At 73.6% G+C, this 17,990-nt stretch carries 15 protein-coding genes, 1 pseudogene and 1 riboswitch; of the genes and pseudogenes, 11 read left to right on the top strand and 5 right to left on the bottom strand.

The features are described 5' to 3' along the window. Positions 1-23: 23 nt before the first annotated feature. Positions 24-148, bottom strand: a riboswitch (cyclic di-AMP (ydaO/yuaA leader). Positions 149-668: 520 nt separating this feature from the next. Genes ACIBZJ_RS00680 through ACIBZJ_RS00710 form a run of 7 tightly spaced genes read left to right on the top strand, consistent with a single transcriptional unit; the run spans position 669 to position 9,299 of the window. Then, positions 669-1,982 carry a hypothetical protein gene (locus ACIBZJ_RS00680; RefSeq protein WP_395923956.1) on the top strand — a complete coding sequence of 438 codons (1,314 nt, stop codon included), beginning with the start codon at positions 669-671 and terminating at the stop codon, positions 1,980-1,982. Continuing rightward, positions 1,979-2,995 carry a transporter substrate-binding domain-containing protein gene (locus tag ACIBZJ_RS00685; protein WP_395923958.1) on the top strand — a complete coding sequence of 339 codons (1,017 nt, stop codon included), beginning with the start codon at positions 1,979-1,981 and terminating at the stop codon, positions 2,993-2,995. The genes ACIBZJ_RS00680 and ACIBZJ_RS00685 overlap by 4 nt, the downstream gene beginning before the upstream one ends. Positions 2,996-2,997: 2 nt before the next feature. Then, complete coding sequence (locus tag ACIBZJ_RS00690; protein WP_395923960.1) at positions 2,998-4,107, top strand: hypothetical protein; 1,110 nt, start codon at positions 2,998-3,000, stop codon at positions 4,105-4,107. Beyond that, complete coding sequence (locus ACIBZJ_RS00695; protein WP_395923962.1) at positions 4,104-6,365, top strand: tetratricopeptide repeat protein; 2,262 nt, start codon at positions 4,104-4,106, stop codon at positions 6,363-6,365. Before ACIBZJ_RS00690 ends, ACIBZJ_RS00695 begins: the two co-directional genes overlap by 4 nt. Positions 6,366-6,367: 2 nt before the next feature. After that, the gene (locus tag ACIBZJ_RS00700) at positions 6,368-7,318 is read left to right on the top strand and encodes a protein phosphatase 2C domain-containing protein (RefSeq protein ID WP_395923964.1); all 951 of its coding nucleotides are present in this window, start codon (positions 6,368-6,370) and stop codon (positions 7,316-7,318) included. Continuing rightward, complete coding sequence (locus tag ACIBZJ_RS00705) at positions 7,315-8,607, top strand: VWA domain-containing protein (protein ID WP_395923966.1); 1,293 nt, start codon at positions 7,315-7,317, stop codon at positions 8,605-8,607. Before ACIBZJ_RS00700 ends, ACIBZJ_RS00705 begins: the two co-directional genes overlap by 4 nt. Before the next feature lie 26 nt (positions 8,608-8,633). Further along, the gene (locus tag ACIBZJ_RS00710) at positions 8,634-9,299 is read left to right on the top strand and encodes an FHA domain-containing protein (RefSeq protein ID WP_395923968.1); all 666 of its coding nucleotides are present in this window, start codon (positions 8,634-8,636) and stop codon (positions 9,297-9,299) included. 110 nt (positions 9,300-9,409) lie between these two features. Here the strand turns inward: ACIBZJ_RS00710 and ACIBZJ_RS00715 are convergent. After that, positions 9,410-9,579 (bottom strand): annotated as a pseudogene (locus tag ACIBZJ_RS00715) (leucine zipper domain-containing protein); the annotation flags it as partial. Between the two features lie 171 nt (positions 9,580-9,750). Between ACIBZJ_RS00715 and ACIBZJ_RS00720 the strand changes: the two are divergent. Further along, on the top strand, positions 9,751-10,902 hold the full coding sequence (locus ACIBZJ_RS00720; protein ID WP_395923970.1) for a phosphotransferase family protein: 1,152 nt from the start codon (positions 9,751-9,753) through the stop codon (positions 10,900-10,902). Positions 10,903-10,914: 12 nt separating this feature from the next. On the opposite strand, the gene ACIBZJ_RS00725 is transcribed toward ACIBZJ_RS00720, so the two are convergent. Further along, a complete protein-coding gene (locus tag ACIBZJ_RS00725) occupies positions 10,915-12,177 on the bottom strand; it encodes a glycosyl hydrolase family 8 (protein WP_395923972.1) in 1,263 nt (420 codons plus the stop codon). Between the two features lie 151 nt (positions 12,178-12,328). On the opposite strand from ACIBZJ_RS00725, the gene ACIBZJ_RS00730 reads away from it, so the two are divergent. After that, a complete protein-coding gene (locus ACIBZJ_RS00730) occupies positions 12,329-12,685 on the top strand; it encodes a hypothetical protein (protein ID WP_395923974.1) in 357 nt (118 codons plus the stop codon). 54 nt (positions 12,686-12,739) lie between these two features. Next, entirely contained in the window at positions 12,740-13,210 is a 471-nt protein-coding gene (locus ACIBZJ_RS00735) for a PPOX class F420-dependent oxidoreductase (protein WP_395923976.1), read from the top strand. Positions 13,211-13,246: 36 nt separating this feature from the next. Here ACIBZJ_RS00735 and ACIBZJ_RS00740 read toward each other — a convergent pair whose 3' ends face one another. Continuing rightward, positions 13,247-14,380: a glutathione-independent formaldehyde dehydrogenase gene (locus ACIBZJ_RS00740; protein ID WP_395923978.1), complete on the bottom strand. Its 1,134-nt coding sequence runs from the start codon at positions 14,378-14,380 to the stop codon at positions 13,247-13,249. 155 nt (positions 14,381-14,535) lie between these two features. Between ACIBZJ_RS00740 and ACIBZJ_RS00745 the strand changes: the two genes are divergently transcribed. Further along, a complete protein-coding gene (locus tag ACIBZJ_RS00745) occupies positions 14,536-14,928 on the top strand; it encodes a VOC family protein (RefSeq protein ID WP_395923979.1) in 393 nt (130 codons plus the stop codon). Here ACIBZJ_RS00745 and ACIBZJ_RS00750 read toward each other — a convergent pair. Further along, positions 14,921-16,162, bottom strand: a complete 1,242-nt coding sequence (locus ACIBZJ_RS00750; protein ID WP_395923981.1) for an MFS transporter — start codon at positions 16,160-16,162, stop codon at positions 14,921-14,923. The two genes, ACIBZJ_RS00745 and ACIBZJ_RS00750, sit on opposite strands and share 8 nt — an antisense overlap. Then, positions 16,159-16,584, bottom strand: a complete 426-nt coding sequence (locus ACIBZJ_RS00755) for a MarR family winged helix-turn-helix transcriptional regulator (protein WP_395923983.1) — start codon at positions 16,582-16,584, stop codon at positions 16,159-16,161. Before ACIBZJ_RS00755 ends, ACIBZJ_RS00750 begins: the two co-directional genes overlap by 4 nt. Between the last annotated feature and the right edge of the window lie 1,406 nt (positions 16,585-17,990).

The following is a 17,990-nucleotide window of genomic DNA, read 5'->3' on the forward strand; positions in this document are numbered from 1 at the left end:
CTGCGACAACGGCGGCGAGCAAGAGTGTCCTTCTCGTGCGCCTCCGAGGTTGGCTGTCGGGTTCGGACCGTGCCCGGCCGCGTGCAGCGGCTTCACCCCGAGGAGCGCGTGGCCCCACCTACCTCACGCAGAAAGACATCGGACCCGGCCGCGTCGTCATGGCCGTTGCGGAGGACCTGTCGAACCTTCGACCGACTCGCTCGGTCGGCCGGAGGACGGGAGGGTGCGGAATCGCCCGAATCAGGCTCCGCTGACGCGTCCGGAAATTCGCTGAGGCCTCCGCCCCCGAGAAACCCGAGAACGACGACCAGGGCCGCGGCGACCGCGAATGACCGCCTCAGGTTCGTCGAGCGTGGAAGTCTCGGAGGCAGCACCTCGACCAGTGACGCCCGAGGCTCGGGCGCCGATGCGGGCCGAGGGCTTTGATCTTCGACGTGAGGTGGGGACCGTTGCCTGCCTGCCTGCCGGCCGCTTCCGCGAGAGACCTCATCCACCGACCGGCGGAGGCCGCCCGGTCCGAGCCGCCCGCCGGTCGGGCCCGGGATCTCGGCCGGCAACAGCCGGATGTCCTCGCGCCGCATATTTCGCAACGCAACTTGCGCGGCGGCCCTAGCCTGAAACGTAGTCGCTGCTCGGGTCGTGATCGGGGGCGGACCGTGGTCGTGCAGATGCCTACTCGAGTGACCGCCTCACCCGCGGTCCGCCGGGCCAGAACCACGCCCGGTCTCCTATTGATCCTCACCGTCGTCCTGGTCGTGCTCGGACTTCTCTGGGCCGCGGTCAGCCTCTTCGCCACCCGCGACCGCGCCGGCCAGGTCGAGGACATCCGCACGGTCAGCGGCCCGCTCAGCGTCGACGCGCTGGACATCTACCGCTCGCTGTCGGACGCCGACGCCTCGGCGGCGTCCGCGTTCCTCTCCAACGGCGCCGGCACGCCGGCGCTGCGCACCCGGTACCAGGACGACATCGCCCGGGCCGGTTCGGCGATCGCTCGGGCGCTGCGGGCCACCAACAGCGCGAGCGATCCGGACAGCCGAAGCGAGCAGCGCCTCCGCTCGCTCGCGGTGGGCCTGCCGGTCTACACCGGACTCGTCGAGACCGCCCGCGCCTACGACCGCCAGCAGCTTCCGCTCGGCGCGGCCTACCTGCGCGAGGCATCCGTACTGATGCGCGGCACGCTGCTGCCCGCCGCGCAGGACCTGTTCACGCTGGAGACCGACCGGCTCGCCACGTCCCAGAAGACCGGCGCGGACTTCCCGGTGCTGGTTCCGATCCTCGCCCTGCTGCTGCTCTTCGGCCTGCTGTACGGCCAGGTCTTCCTGATGCGGCGGACGAACCGCGTCGTCAACCCCGGCCTCGCCCTCGCGTCGCTGGCAACCGTCGTCGGCCTCGTCTGGACCACGGTCGCGATCGGATCCGCCGTCGGCGGGCTCGACCTCGGCCGGGAGCGCGGGTCGGAGCAGTTCATCCGCCTCGCCGAGGCGCGGGTGCTCGTGCTCCAAGCCCGTGCGGACGAGTCGCTGACGCTCATCGCGCGCGGTGACGGCGCGGCCGACGAGCGGCACTACGTGTCGCTGCTCACCGCGCTGGTCGGGCCGGACGGACGGCACGGCCTCTTCGCCGACGCCGCCGACCGGGCCGGGGACGGCGCCGACCGGGCCCGGATCGAGGGGATGGCCGCGCTGACGCGGGACTGGCTGGCCCAACACAAGAAGGTCCGCGATCTCGACGACCGGGGCAGCTACGCCGAAGCGGTCGCGCTGGCGACCGGGTCGGCGGCCGACGGCCCGGCCGGCCGCTTCGAGAAGCTCGACCGGACGCTCGCCGACTACGTCGACACCACCGGCCGCCGGTTCGACTCCCGTGCCGACGACGCCGCCGGACAGCTCGCCTCCGCCCGCGCCGCGATCGTCCTCCTCGGCCTGATCATCGTCGCCACCACCGTCCTCGGCACCCGCAAGCGCATCGGGGAGTACCGATGAAGCCTTCCGTTCCGGCCCCGGCGCACGGCTCGGCTCCGCGGGCGATCGTCCGGCGGGCCGTGGCCGCCTTCGCCGGGCTCGCGGTGCTCGCCGCGTGCAGCGCCACGCCGACCGGCACGTCCGACGACCACCCCGCCGCCGTCGTGCCGAAGCCGTTGAACGTCGTCGACCCGGCGGCCGTCCCGTCGCCGTCTCCGCAGCCGGCCTGCAACCCGGTGGCCAGCTACCGGCCGCCCGCGACGCTGCCCGCGCCCCGCCGGATGCCCGCCGGCTCCACGATGGCCAGGATCGTGCAGCGCGGCCGGCTGATCGTCGGCATCGACCAGAACGCCTACCTGCTCAGCTACCGCGACCCCACGACCGGCGACCTGGCCGGATTCGAGATCGACCTGGCCCGGGAGATCTCCCGCGCGCTCTTCGGCGACCCGGACCACGTCCAGTACCGGCACATCACCACCGCCGACCGTATCCCGGTGCTCGTCAAGGGCGAGGTCGACATGGTCATCCGCACCATCACGATGAACTGCACCCGCTGGGAACAGGTCAACTTCTCCACCGAATACCTGCGCGCCCGCCAGAAGATCCTCGTCAACAAGGGCTCCGGCATCACCAGCATCGAGGACATCGCGGCCCGCCACGGCAAGGTCTGCGCGACCAAGGGCAGCACCAGCATCGCCAAGGTCGCCGCGATCGCGGGCGTCGTCCCGGTGTCCACCGACATCACGCTCGACTGCCTCGTTCTGCTCCAGCAGGGCCAGGTCGACGCGGTCTCCACCAACGACACGATCCTGCTCGGCGTCGCCGCCCAGGACCCGGGCACCGAGATCGTCGGCCCCCCGATGAGCAGCGAACCCTCCGGCGTCGGCATTCCGACGAAGAACGTCGACCTGGTCCGGTTCGTCAACGGCGTCCTCGAACGGTACCGATCGAGCGGCGCGCTGGGGCGCAGCTACCAGCGCTGGCTCGGCGCGCTCGGCCCGGCCCCGACTCCCGTCGCCGTCTACCGGGACTGACCGTGCCGGCCACTGCGAACCGGGTGGTGATCACCCGGCGGCTGACCGAACTGGCCGGGGAGCGTCACCGCGTCGCGGACGCGTTGTTCGCGATGGACACCTCCGACAGCGGCCTCGCGTTCCTGCGCACGGCCTCGCTCGAGGGAGCGACGCTGGCGCTGTGGGAGCGGCTGCGGCCGCGGATCGACACGCTCTGGGGCGTCTTCCGTGCGTTCGGCGGCGCGCTCGACGCGGCCGGGCCGCCGGATTCCCGGCCGGGCCGGGCGCAGCTCGGCGAGATCTCCGCGCTGCTCGGGGCGCCCCTCGCCGACGACTCGCTTCCGGCCTCGCTCCGCCCGGTGCCGGTGGCGCGGATCGGCCAGTGGCTCGAGGAGGAATGCCGACAGGTCAGCGCCGCACTGGCTCAGGTCGGCACCCGGCTCTCCGCCGTCGCCTCGCTCACCGACCTCGAAGCGCGTCTGGACGACCCGGAGCACCCGGCCGGCGCCGCGCTCCGGGCGCTGCGGGCCCGTGCCGCCACCGATCCGATCGGAACGGACCCGGGGGCTCCAGGCGCGGTCGCGGTGATCGCCGCGGCCGAGGCGGAAGCCGACCGGCGGCAGCGGCTCGCGGTGCTGCGGGCCGGGTATCCGGCACGGGTGGCCGCGCTGGGCCAGGCGCTGGAGCGGCTGGCCGAGGCCGAAGCGGCGGTGGGCGACGCGAACGCGCGGGCCACGGCGACGATCCGCGACCCGCGTCTTCCGGCCGACACCCCGCGGATCGGCGCGCTCCGCCACCGGCTGGCGGCCCTCGACCGGCTCGACGGCGCCGCGCTCGACCAGGCCCTCCCCGCCCTCGAACAGGCGGTCACCGCCGCCCACACGGCCGCCGTCGACCGCCGTGCGTTCGCCGACGGTCTGTACGAGCGCCGCGACGAACTCCGCGGACGGCTCGAGGCCTACCTGATGAAAGCGGTCCGTTCCGGCGTCGGCGAGCGCGAGGATGTGCTCTCCGCGTACGACACCGCCAGAGCCCTGCTCTGGTCCGCGCCCTGCGACCTCCCGGCCGCGACCCGCGCGGTCGTGGCCTACCAACGGTCCCTGCTGACGAGCCCCGGAGGCGGTACGGAATGAGTGGCTCCTGCACCAGGGCCGGCTGCACCGGCCGCTACGACCCTGACGGTTACTGCGACGAGTGCGGACGCAAGGCCACGGCCGTCCAGCCGGTGCTGGTCGGTGCCGGGACGTCCGGGAGCCCGGTCGTGAGCGGCGCGGCTCCGGCCGGCGCCACGACGTCCGCCAACGGGTTCACCGGAGGGACGGGACCGTCCGGCAAGACCGGGCGCTCCGGCCGGTCGAGCCGGGGGACCGGGCGCGGACGCCTCGGCGGCGGGATGCTCGACCTGCCGCGGGTACCGCTGCCGGACCCGGCCGGCGCCGTGATCGCGGACCCGCAGGTGCCGGAGAAGGGGAGGTTCTGCGGGAAGTGCGCGGCGGAGGTCGGCCGGGCGCGGAACGGGCAGCCCGGCCGGGCCGAGGGGTTCTGCCCCGCCTGCGGGACGCGGTTCTCGTTCCGCCCGTCGCTGGCGCCCGGAACGCTGGTCAGCGGGCGCTACGAGGTGCTCGGTTGTCTGGCCTACGGCGGGCTCGGCTGGATCTACCTGGCCCGCGACAAGAACGTGGGCGACGACGTCAGCGACCGGTGGGTCGTGCTCAAGGGACTGATCGACTCCGGTGATCCGGACGCGATGGAAGCCGCGGTGTCCGAACGGCGGTTCCTGGTGACCGTGGATCATCCGACGATCGTCAAGATCCACGACTTCGCCCTGCACCCCGACCCGCGGACCGGCGACGACGTCGGGTACATCGTGATGGAGTACGTCGGCGGGCGGTCGCTGCGTGACCTGCGGGTCGAACCGCCGGAGCCCGGCGCGGTCCCGCGGCCGCTGCCGCTGCCGCAGGTGCTCGCGTACGGGCTCGAGATCCTGCCCGCGTTCGGGTACCTGCACGACCGCGGGCTGCTGTACTGCGACTTCAAGCCGGACAACGCGATCCACACCGACGACCGGCTGAAGCTCGTGGACCTGGGCGCGGTGCGCCGGATCGACGACACCGCCAGCGTGGTCTGGGGCACGAAGGGCTACCACGCGCCCGAGGTGGCGGGCCCGGACGCGGCGCCGTCGGTGACGTCCGACCTGTACACGGTGGCCCGGACGATGGCCGTGCTGAGCCTCGAGTTCACCGGGTTCACGACGACGTACGCAGACCGGTTGCCGCCCGCGGCCGAGCATCCGGTGCTGGCCGGGAACGAGCCGTACCACCGGCTGCTGCTGCGTGCGACCGACGCGAACCCGGACCGGCGGTTCGAGTCGGCGGCCGACATGTCCGAACAGCTGGTCGGCGTGCTGCGGCAGGTGCTGTCGTCGGCCGACGGGAAGCTCCGGCCGGCGGCGTCGGTCCGGTTCAGCGGAGAGGGGTCCGCGTTCGTCACCACGACCGCGCAGGGCGCGTTCGACGGCGCGGCGATCGCGGCGGCGCTGCCGGCGCCGCAGGTCGACCCGACCGACCCGGGCGCGTCGTTCCTGCTCGCGACGCGTGACCTGGGGGCGGACGACCTCGCGAAGGCGGCCGGGGGAGCGCCGGCCGGGAGCGTCGAGGTGCCGATCGCGCTGGCCCGGGCGCACCTGCTCGAGGGCGGCACGGCGGCCGGGCGCACGGTGCTGGCCGGGCTGGCGGACTCGGTGCCGCTGGACTGGCGGCTCGACTGGTACCGGGGGCTGGCCGCGCTGATCGACGGTCAGCCGCGGGCGGCGATGGCCTCGTTCGACGCGGTGTTCGAGGCGCTGCCGGGCGAGCTCGCGCCGCAGCTGGCGCTGGCGGTGGCGGAGGAGTGGGCGGGTGAGCCGGCCCTGGCCTATCCCCGGTACCGGCGGGTCTGGAGCTGCGACCACGCGTTCGTGAGCGCGGCGTTCGGGCTGGCCCGGATCCTGCTCGGGCGCGGGCAGCACGGCGACGCGATCGAGGTGCTCTCCTCGGTGCCCTCCTCGAACGTGCAGCACACGTCGGCACAGGTCGCGGCGGTGCGGGCGCGGCTGGCCGGTCCTCCGTCGGCGGCCGTGTTCACCGACCTCTCGGCGCGCGTCACCGCGTTGACGATCGACGCCGAGGCGCGGGGGCACCTGTCGGCGCAGGTGCTGGGCGCCGCGCTGGAGTGGGTGCGCGGCGGGGGCGGCGGTCCGGGCACGGTGCTGGAGCATCCGCTGACCGAGCGGGGCCTGCGGCTCGGGATGGAGAAGGTGTACCGGGCGCTGGCCAAGACCGCGCCGACCCTGGACGAGCGGATCGCGCTGGTGGATCGGGCGAACGCCGTGCGTCCGAGGACGCTGGTGTGACGATGACCCGCTCCTGTGCCGAATGCACCCACGAGGCCGCCGACTCCGACGTCTACTGCGAAGCCTGCGGAGCCCACCTGGCCGCTCCCGAGGAGAGCGGGTCGCACGTGTGGACCACCTCGGCGTCGGTGAGCGGGGAGTGCGGGCACTGCGGTGCGGCCCTCGGGGACGACCGCGGCTTCTGCGAGGAGTGCGGCCGGAGGCAGGGAGCCGGCCTCGACCGGGCCGAGTTACGGCTGGACGGGGTGGCCGCGGTCACCGACCGCGGCCACCTGCGGCACCACAACGAGGACGCGATCGCGATCGGCATCGACGGCGGTGGCACCGTGGCGATCGTCTGCGACGGCGTCTCGACGTCCCCGCGCGCCGACGTCGCCGCGATGGCCGCCGTCGAGGCCGGGCTCCCGGCCTCCCTCCGCGCGGTCACCGGTGGCATGCCCGCCGACGGCGCCCTGCGCGCCGGGTTCGCCCGCGCGTTCACCGCCGTCGACGCGCTGACCCACCCGTCCGCGGCCGATCCGTCGCCGTCCGGCATCCCGAGCTGCACCTACGTCACGGCGCTCGTCACCGCGGACGCGATCGCGGTCGGCTGGCTCGGCGACAGCCGCGCGTACTGGGTGCCGGTCGACGGCGATCCGCGCTGCCTCACGATCGACGACGCCCTGCCGGCCGACGACGGCGGAGCGCTCACGCACTGGGTCGGCGCCGACGCACCGGACGACGATCTCCACGTCGTCACCGAGCAACCGGACGGGCCCGGCAGCATCGTGCTCTGCTCCGACGGCTTCTGGCGCTACCTCGCCGGCCCCGCCGACCTCGCCCCGGTCGCCGCGCTGCCGCCCGCGGTCGCCGCGCTGTCACTCGTCCAGCAGGCCTTGGACGGCGGCGGGGCCGACAACGTGGCGGTCGCCGTTCTCGCAGTCCGTCAACCGGGAGGAGAGACCGCACCATGACCAGTCCCTCGCAGATCAGCGTCGAGACCCACCAGAACGAGTTCCTCCCGGCCGGAGGCCGGACGGTCGACGCCATCGTGTCGGTGACCGGATCCGGTGCCCCGAGCGCCGCGCAGCCGCGGCGGCCCGGTTCGGTGGCCGAGATGATCCTGATCGACGTGTCCGCGTCGATGAGCGGACGCAAGCTGCGGGCCGCGAAGCAGGCCGCGGCGGCGGCGATCGACGCGCTGCCGGACGGGGTCTCGTTCGGGATCGTCGCCGGTGACACCACGGCCTGGCCGGTCTACCCGGGCGGGAAGTACCTGGCGACGTCGACCCGGGCCCACCGCTCCGCGGCCCGCGACGCGGTGTCCGGCCTGCAGACCAGGGGCGGCACCGCGATCGGCGCCTGGCTCTCGCTGGCGGCCCGGATGTTCACCGAGCAGGGCGCGGCCCTGAACCACGCGATCCTGCTCACCGACGGCGCGAACGGCGAAGACGAGCGGACGTTCGAGGCCACGCTGGCGCGGTGCGAGGGCCGGTTCGTCTGCGACAGCCGCGGCATCGGCGAGGGGTGGGTGGCGCGAGACCTGATCAAGGTGTCCGAGCGGCTGCTCGGCACCGCGTCCGGGATCGTCGACCCGGCCGCGCTGACCGCGGACTTCCTCGCGATGACCCAGGCCGCGATGGGCAAGACCATGGCCGACGTCGTCCTGCGGCTGTGGACGCCCGCCGGGGCGACGGTGCGGTTCCTCAAACAGGTGTTCCCGGAGATCGTCGATCTCACCGGGCGGCGGACCGACACCGGGAAGCGGGTCGGGGAGTACCCGACCGGGTCGTGGGGCGCGGAGAGCCGGGACTACCACATCCGGATCGACCTGGAGCCGGGCGGGCTCGGCGAAGAGGTGCTCGCGGCGCGGCTCAGCGTGGTGCACGGGACCGACGTCCTCGGGCAGAGCCTGGTGCGCGCGGTGTGGACGAACGACCTGTCGTCGACGACGACGATCAACGGGCGGGTCGCGGCCTACACGAACGCGTCCGAGCTGGCCGAGGCGATCCGGGAGGGCAACGAGGCGCAGAAAGCCGGTGACGTCGAACGGGCCACGGCCAAGTTCGGGCGGGCGGTGCAGCTCGCGTCCGCGTCGCCGGAGTACGAGGGGACAGCGAAGATGCTGCGCGAGACCGTCGAGGTGGTGGACGAGAAGACCGGGACGGTGCGGCTGCGGGGCCGGTCGACGTCCAGCGTGTCGGAGCTGCTCGAGGTGACGTCGCGGAAGACCCAGCAGGTTCGCCCTGGCCGGCCGGGGTGAGCACGGCGGTGTGTCCGAACGGTCACGTGTCCGGGACGGGTGACTACTGCGACGAGTGCGGCATCCGGATCGGCGCCGTCGGGCCGGACGACGGCGAGCCCCCGGAGGTGGTGGCGGCGACCGCGGTGGCGGCGGCGCTGTGCCCGGGGTGCGGCGCGGAGGCGACCGGCCGGTTCTGCGAGGTGTGCGGGATCGACCTCGCGGCCGCGGCGGCCGGCCCGATGCCGGTGCCGGTGCCGGTGCCGCCGCCGGACGACTCCGGACCGGTGCCGGTGGTGTGGTGGCTGGTCGTCAGCGCCGACCGGGAGTACTTCGACCGGATGCGGGCGATGGACGGGCCCGACGCCGGGGACGTCGACTACCCGGTGTTCTGCCCGGACCGGCGGTTCGCCCTCGACGGCGGTCAGCTCCTCATCGGCAGGCGCAGCCGGACCCGCGGCATCTACCCCGACATCGACCTGATCGGGCCGCCGGAGGACGCCGCGGTCTCGCACACCCACGCGCTGCTCGTGGCCCAGCCCGGCGGCGGCTGGGCGGTCATCGACCTGCGCTCGACGAACCACACGTACGTCGACGGCAGTTCCGACCCGATCGACGCCGAGCTCCCGACGCCGCTGGCCGACGGCACCTACGTCAACGTCGGTGCGTGGACCCGGCTGACCCTCCACACCGGCCCGATGCCGGGTCCGTGACCCGCCGCGGCTCGCCCGGCGCCCCGCACGACGGGGTCAGCCGACGTCCCTGCGCACCGACACCCACACGCCGGCCAGCGCGAACGCCCCGGCCCAGGCCACCAGCACCAGCCCGCCGCCCCGGCGATGCGTGCTGGTCCGAGGCGTTTCGTGACCCGGATCTTGATGATGCGCCGCTCGGTCGGGCGGTGCGGGCCGGGGACCGGTGCGGGCGGCCGGCCCGGTCGGTCACCCCGGCCGCACTGGTGTGCCGGTAGCGGGTCGCCCAGCGGGCGGCGGTGTGTGTGTGCTCGGCAGCTACACACCCGCCCGGAGGTCCTCCTCCACGTCGACCCCCTCGGTCACAGGCGTCCGTGGGCACTACACCTGGTTCGCCCGGGGGCATTGACGGGCGACGTCCACATCGGAGACGTTGGCGACCGGCGTTCGAACGCCGCCCTGGAGGTGGACAGTGCCGTCGTTAGCCCTCATCGTGGTCAGCGCTGCGATCGTGGCCCGCGAGTCGGCCCGCTGCGGCGTGAGCCGGCTGGTCCGCGGCCGGCTTCCCGACCGCGGCAGCCGGGTGACGGCCCGATGGCTGGAGTCCGCGATGGGCCTGGCCGAAGGCAAGATCAACACGGTCGAGATCCTCGGGGAGAACTCCGGCACCGCGGCGCGGGTCCGCCTCGCCCTCGACGCGGACGCCGACGTACCGGCGCAGGTGTTCCTCAAGCTGGCGCCCCGCAGCTTCCTGCAGCACGTGATGATGAACGTCGTCGGGCTGGGGATGCGCGAAGCGACGTTCTACGGCGAGGCGGCCGCCGACGTGCCGATCCGGGTACCGGAGTGCCACGGCGTGCACGTCGAGCCCGGCCTCGGGCGGATCGCGCTGGTGCTCGAAGATCTGACCGGCCGGGCGACGTTCCGCGACGTCCGGGCCGGGGTGTCTCCGGCCGAGGCCGAGGCGGTGGTGGATGCCTTCGCCGATCTGCACGCGGCGTTCTGGCAGTCGCCGCGCCTGGCCGCCGAACTGGCCCCGCTGGCTCCGTTGCGGCGTAGCGCCCCGGTCGTGAGCCTGGCCGGGAGCACGCTCGTCCGCCGTGCGCTGGCGAAACCGGCCGAGCCGGTCGCAGACCTGATCCCGGCCGACCTCGTCCGGCGCAGCCGGGTCCTGTCCGAGCACCTCACCGACGTGGACGCGTTCTGGGCCGCGCAGCCGCCGACGCTCACCCACGGAGACCCGCACCTGGGAAACCTGTTCTTCGAGGGGCCGCGGCCCGGGTTCCTCGATTGGCAGGTGGCCACCGTCGGGCCGGGGATCCGCGACGTCGCGTACTTCGTGAGCACGTCGATGCCGGTCGCGGACGCGCGCGAGCACGAGCGGGGCCTGGTCGCGCGGTACGCCGCCCGTCTCGAGTCCGCGGGCGTGGCCGTGGACGCCGAGCAGCAGTGGACGTTCTACCGCGCGCTCGCCTCGGAGGCTTACGTGGCCGCGCTGGCCACCGCCGGAGCCGGCGAGCGGATGCAGCCCCGGGACGTGGCCCGCTCGGGGGTCGAGCGGGCGGCCGCCGCGGTGCAGGCGCTCGACACGTTCGACGTCCTGGAGTCCCTGGTCCTGCCGTGAGCGGCGGCGCGCTCAGATCGTCAGGTACCGGCCCGCGACCAGCGTCATGACCTGCAGCTGGATCGTGTCGCCGTAGTAGTTGCCGCGCTCGACGTCGTTGTCCGCCAGCTTCGTCCAGAGCCGGTCGAGCCACTTCTGCGCGCCCGGATCCGTCATCGCGCTCACCGCCAGCGGCGCCCAGAACGCATTCTCCGGGCTGGCGTTCAGGCGGGTGCCGTCGAGCCGATAGCCCGAGCCGACCCGGTCGGGGTTGCCGCCGGTCGACGAGCGGAACCACGCGTCGACCTTGCGGGCGGCAGCGGTCGATTCCGCGTCGCCGGAGATCAGCGCGTCGGTGCCGATGCGCCACGGGGTGCGGCAGGCGTTGAACGAGTAGTCGCCGTCGTTCTTCGTCTCCAGCACCTTGCCGGCGACCGGCCGGAGACCGCTGCCGCTGGTCCGGGCGAAGTCGGGCAGCAGACCGGTGTCGTCGTCGCCCTGGAGGCCGGCGATCGCGCGTTCGTGCGCCTCGCGGATGCCGGACCAGGCCGGGTCGCCGGTCACGTCCTCGAAGACGCGGAAGTAGTACGGCATCCAGTCCGACGTCCGGGTCGTCGCGTAGAGGGTCGCGTTGGACGCGGTGCTCCAATCGCCGAGCAGCATCAGGCCGGACGACGGGTTGACGGTCTTGGCCTTGATCGCCTGGATGCGCCGCAGGGCGAGCTGCCGGTAGTCGTACTCGCCGTCGCTGCCCCAGAGCTTGTCGGCGAGCAGGAGGCCGTAGGCGATGTCCAGATCGCCGTCGGTCGCCGAGTCGCCGCCGGACCGGTCGTCGCAGTCCTTGTTCTGCTCGGCCGCCATCAGGTCCGGGGTTCGGGTGGAGGGATGGGCGAGCACGTAGGCGAGCAGCCGGTCGAACGTGGGTTTCGCGTCGGGGTCGGCGGGCGACATCGTCGCGGTGACGACCAGGCCGTACCCCTGCGCCTCGGCGACGAACGGATACTTCGCGTCCGGTGAGTAGACCTGGACCGTGTCGCCGTCGCAGTCGGTGCGGAGGTATGCGTCCTTCCAGGAACGGTAGAACGCCAGGAGCGCGCGGTCGAGATCGTCCTGGGAGGCCGACGGGCGGATCGCGGCGTGCGCGGTCGCGGACCTGCCGGGCGCGGCCGGGAAGCTGAGGTCCTCGTCGCCGGTGAGCGCGACGATCGCGGCGCCGGTGGCGATCAGGACGACGACGAACGCGGCGATCAGGACGAGGAGCGTCCGGCGGCGCAAGCGCGGGCGCGCGGATTTCATGGGTGATCCGTTCTGCGGGAGTGCGGAGGCGGTCGCGGCGCCGGGCAGTCAGCGCCGGGCGGCCGCCTGTACCCGCTGAACGCAGAGCTCGCGTCGTCCCAGCGTACGGCCCGGGCCGGGGCGGCGATCGCGTGGGCGCGTCTACGAACGCATGGCACCGTCGAGGGACCGGGCCGGACTCCTGGAGCACCGGCAACGGCTCGTCGCCGGGCTGACCGGGCGCGTGCTCGAAGTCGGCGAGATCCGGCGGGTCCTGCGCCCGGGCGGCCAGTTGCGGTTCCTCGAGCACGTCGCCGCCGATCAGCCGGGCGCCCTGCGCTGGTCGCAGAAGATCGCGGACGCCACGGTCTGGCCGCTGCTCCTCGGCGGCTGCCGCACCGGCCGCGACACGCTCGCCGCGATCACCGCGACCGGCTTCACCGTCGAGGAATGCGACCGTTTCCGCGTCCCCGCCGAGGGCCCGGCCGGCCCGTCCGCCCCCACGCTCCGGGGCCGCGCCCTCCGCTGAGCACCGACGCCGAGGCTACGGTAGCGGTCGAGACCGAGATCGGAGCACAGACAGATGAGCCCTCGCACCATCGCATCCAGCCGGCGTGTCGACCAGGAGGATCTGCTCGCGTTCATCCGGACCCGCCACCAGGCGGTGCTGCTGACGCACCGGGCCGACGGCTCGGCGCAGATGTCGCCGGTCACCGCCGGGGTCGACGACGCGGGCCGGATCGTGATCGCCACCTACCCGGAGCGGGCCAAGGCGACGAACGTCCGGCGCAACCCCGACGTCAGCGTGCTGTTCCTGTCTGACGGGTTCTCCGACCCGTGGGTGCAGGTCGACGGCGACGGCGAGGTGCTCGACCTGCCGGAGGCGCTGGAGCCGTTCGTGGAGTACTTCCGGAACATCTCCGGCGAGCACCCGAACTGGGACGAGTACAAGGAGGCGATGGTGGCCCAGGGCAAGTGCCTGATCCGCGTCACGCCCCGCCGTTCCGGTCCGGTCGCCACCGGAGGGTTCCCGGCCCGCCTGGCTGACTCCTGAGCGGACCGGGCCCCCGGTTCCGGGATCAGGCCCGGGTCAGGGCTTGAGCAGCACCTTCGTCCAGCCCTCGGCACGCTTGTCGAAGTTGTCGTACGCGTAGGCGGCTTCGTCGAGCTTGAGCTCGTGGGAGACGATCGCCGAGGGCTTCGCGCGGCCGTGGATGATCAGGTCGCGCAGCTCCCGGTTGTACTTCTTGACCGGGCACTGGCCCGACGCGATCGAGATGCCTTTGAAGAACGCCTCGCCGTAGTTGAACGCGATGCGGCCTTCCTTGGCGCTCGCGGTCGCGGCCTCCGGGTCGGACGGGTTGTAGACGCCGACGACGCCGATGTGCCCGGTGGCACGGACGGCCTTGACCAGGTTGTCGAGCACCATCTCGGGGTGCTCCTCGCCGGTCGCGTCGTGCGCCTGGTACCCGACGGCCTCCACGCCGCAGTCGACGCCGAAGCCGTCGGTCCGGTCGAGGATCGCCTCGGCCGGGTCGACGTCGGCCAGGTTGATCGGCGTCGCGCCCAGCTGCCCGGCCAGCGCGAGGCGGTCGGTCTCCTTGTCGACGACGAAGACCTGGTAGGCGCCGCGCAGCAGCGCGCTGTAGGCGGCCATCAGCCCGACCGGGCCGGCGCCGAACACCGCGACGGAGGTACCGGGACGGACCTGGGCCAGTTCGGTGCCGTGGTAGCCGGTGGGGAAGATGTCGGAGAGCATCGTGAAGTCGTTCTCGAAGTCGCTGCCGGGCGGGAGCTCCAGCAGGTTGAAGTCGGCCCAGGGCACGCGCAGGAACTCGGCCTGGCCGCCGCGGTAGCCGCCCATGTTCGGGTAGCCGTACCCGGCGCCGGGGTCCCCGGACGGGTTGGCGCGCAGGCAGGCGGACGTGTATCCGTCGTTGCAGTTGCGGCACGTGCCACAGGCGAGGTTGAACGGCACCGACACGCGGTCGCCGACCTTGATCCGGTCGACGCCGGGCCCGACCTCCTCGACGATGCCCATGTTCTCGTGCCCGAGGACCATGCCGGACTCGAGCGGAGCGCGGCCCTCGTAGGGGTGCAGGTCGGAGCCGCAGATGTTCGCGGTCGTGATGCGGACGACCGCGTCGAGCGGCGCTTCGATCGTGGCGTCGGGCACGATCTCGACCGCGACCTCGTACGGGCCTTTGAAGACGACGGCTTTCATGGATCTCCTCTGGTCGTGATCCGCGGGCACTACCCGGGAGGAGCCCGGCCATACGTGGCCGCGGGCGAGTATCGGGCGTCGGGGCGGGTAGGCGGTGGCAATGCAGACGGCTCGCCGGGCTGGGCGCGCTGTCCGGGATCCTCACCGGCGTCGCCGTGGGCGCGGCGGCCGGCGTCCTCTACGCCGGTGGTCTCCGGCGGGTACCCGGGGTCGTGGGCTCCGTGCCGATCGGCGGTGCGGCGATGGCCGCGACCGACGTGTTGATGGCGCGGCTGGCCTCAGCGACCCCCGGAAGCACGGCGCCGACGATCTGGCTGCAGGACACCGGCGGGTCCGAGCGCGGGAAGAACCGCTTCCACCCCGACCTCGTCACCACCGAGGATCCCGATGCCGAGGTCGCCCGTCTGCTCGCGCTGGGAGCCCGGCGCACCGACGTCGGTCAGACCGGCACGGAGCGGTTCATCGTGCTGGCCGACCCGGAAGACAACGAGTTCTGCGTCCTCCGCGGCGACCCGCGCCGGAGGATCCCGATGAGCGAGATCACGTGATCGCTTCGGCGGGCTGACGGCGGCGGTCGGCGGCGCGGCGGTCGATGGCGCGGAGCGCCGGCAAGGCCGCGAGGCCGACCAGGATCGTCGGGACCCCACCGGCGATCAGCGACCAGCGGGCGCCGAACGTCTCGCCGATCCAGCCGACGAGCGGCCCGCCGATCGGGGTGCTGCCGCCCCAGGCGAGGGTCCAGAGCGCCATCACCCGTCCGCGCATCTCCGGCGCGGCGGCCAGTTGCAGCGCGGTCTTCGCGATCGAGTTGAACGAAATGCTGCCGTAGCCGACGAACAGCATCGTGAGCAGCACGACCCAGAACGCGGGCGCGACCGCGGCGGCGGTGATCGCGACACCCCAGCCGATCGCGGCGACCGACATCGCGGCGGCGCGGCTGCGGTTGCCCCGGTACGCCGTGATCAGGCCGCCGACGACCGCCCCGACGCCCATCGTCGACGCCATCGCGCCGTACGTCCCGGCATCGCCGTGGAACACCTCGCGGGCGATCAGCGGGAGCGTGACCTGGAACTCCCACGCCAGCGTGCCGATCACGGCGATGAGCAGCAGCGGGACCATCAGCTCGGGCGTGCTCGTCGCGTAGCGGATCCCGGCCCGGACCTGCCCGCGTTCTTTCTTCGCCGGCTCGGCCGGGTTCAGGTCGCGCGTGCGCATCAGCCCGAGCGTGAGCACGACGGCGCCGAACGAGGCCGCGTTGAGCGCGAAGCAGGTCGCGAAACCGAGCGCGGCGACGATCGCGCCACCGGCGGCCGCACCGAGGACGCGGGAGATGTTGATCGAGACCGAGTTGAGCGTGACCGCGTTCGCGAGCTCCGCACGCGGGACGACTTCGGGGATGAAGCTCTGGCGGGCCGGGTTGTCGAACGCGGTGAGGCAGCCGAGAGCGGCCGAGAGGAGGTAGACGCTCCAGAGCCGGATCAGGCCGGTGGCGACCAGGGCCGCGAACACGGCGGCCAGCACGCCCATTGCGGTCTGGGTGACGAAGAGCAAGCGCCGCTTGTTCGTGCGGTCGGCGACGACCCCGCCGAGCGGGCTCAGCAGCAGGACCGGCAGGAACCGGATCGCGGTGGCCAGTCCGAGCTGGGTACCACTGCCGGTGAGATGCAGGACGAGGAACGCGAGCGCGACCGCCTGCATCCAGGTGCCGGCCATCGAGATGAGCTGGCCGGTGAAGTACAGGCGGTAGTTGCGGACTCGCAGGGAACTGAAGACGCGGTTCACGGGCGGTCGGCGAGGCGTTGGAGCAGGGTGCCGGCGTGGATCAGGATCGCTTGCTCCTCGGCGCTGAGCGTGGCGTCGATGGCCTGGCCGAGCCAGGCGTCCTTGCCCCGGCGGTGTTCGTCGACGGCGCGGTCGCCGTCCGGGGTCGTCCGGAGCAGGACCCGGCGGCCGTCGGTCGTGTCGCGGTCGCGGGTGATCAGCTGGGCGTCCTCGAGCTCGCGGAGCGAGGCGGCGACGTTGGAGCTGGTCATCTGGAGCTCGGTGGTCAGCTCGCTGGGCGTCACCGGTACGCCGGCCCGGGCGATGGCGAACAGCACCTGCCGCCCGGTCCGGGAGACCGGGCCACCGCCGGTCTCGCGCCGCAGCCGCCGCTGCACCGCGTTGAGTTGCCCGCGCAGCGCACGGATGTCGTCTTCGGTCATGATGGCTATGTTACATAGCTATGTGGCGTAGCTATTGCGGCGGCGGTCCGGCACGCTCAGAGCATCCCGGAGTGGCGCGGTGCGTCGCGGAGTGGCGCGGTGCGTCGCCGGCCCGGCCGGTGCGCAGCGCCGGCAACCCCAGGCTGCGGGCAGTGACGTCGCCGCCGGCATCGGATCGGCCGCGGACTGCCCGACCTCGTCGGCGGACCGCAGCTGCGTGATCGCTTCGCCGCCGTCACCGCGGCAGACGTGCGCGCGACCCGGGCTCCGGGCGGCGTAGCCGAGTGCCAGCCGGTCGCCCGATCGCTGCGCCGAGACCCGAGCGAGGTCGGACGCGCGTGCGCCTGGCCGGCCGGGCGGAGCAGGATCCGTCGCTCTGCGGAGAGCGACACCAGCGGTTGCGTGCCGGCCACCGCGCTCTCGGTCGCGGCGGCCACGAGGCGCTCCACCACCGGGTCGGCCAGCGGCCCTCTGACCGTGCCTCGGCCGCCGCCGGACGCCCGAACTCCGGACGGCCTCCCGCGGCCGGGCGGGCTGCCTCCTGGCGGGCCTCTGGTTCCGGGGCGGTGGTCGCGGACCGGTCCGCGACCAGCGTCAGTGCGGCGACGACGGCACGATCGCCTGTCGTGCTCTCGCCGACGGTGCCGAGCTCGTGGAGCACACGGCCTCCGGCCCGTACGCGATCGTCACCTGCCGGGACCGCACCCGACCCATCCAGGGCGACCGTCACCAGACGGCCCAGACGGCCCAGACGGCCCAGACGGCCCAGACGGCCCAGACGGCCCAGACGGCCCAGACGGCCCAGACGGCCCAGACGGCCCAGACGGCCCCAGACGGCCCAGCCGGCCCCGGGTGGCCCCGGTGGCCCAGACGCCCTCGGTGGCCCAGACGGCCCAGACGGCCCCGGGCGGCGCTGACGGCCCCAGGTGGCCCCGGCGGCCTAGACGGCCCGGGTGGCCCCGGCGGCCCGGGTGGCCCCGGCGGCCCGGGTGGCCCCGGCGGCCCGGGTGGCCCCGGTGGCCCCGGGTGGCCCCGGTGGCCCCGGTGGCCCCGGCGCCGCGGCGGCTTGCGTGGCTTCCGTAGCGCCGGTGGAAGGGTGTACTCCCGCGGGCGGCGAGTAACTGACCGCAGCCGGTCGGGGTAGCTGGCGGCGCCCGCGTCGAACACGGGTCCGTCGTGGCCTCGTCCGGTCTCGGACGGCGCACCGGGGTTCCACCGTGGTCGCGGCGGGCGGCGCCATACCCCCGGCGTAGCGGCGGCGTACGAGCGCGACCCTCGACTGCGTCCGGACGAAGAGGAGGGCAAGATTATCCGCGCGTCTTGGAACTTGTGATTCACAAATTCAAGCGCAGCGTCCATACTCGGAGAGGCCACGACCCCTCTGCATCGGGAGGACGGATCATGCC

It is taken from the genome of Cryptosporangium sp. NPDC051539 (assembly GCF_044454545.1).
In the GTDB taxonomy this organism is placed as follows: domain Bacteria; phylum Actinomycetota; class Actinomycetes; order Mycobacteriales; family Cryptosporangiaceae; genus Cryptosporangium.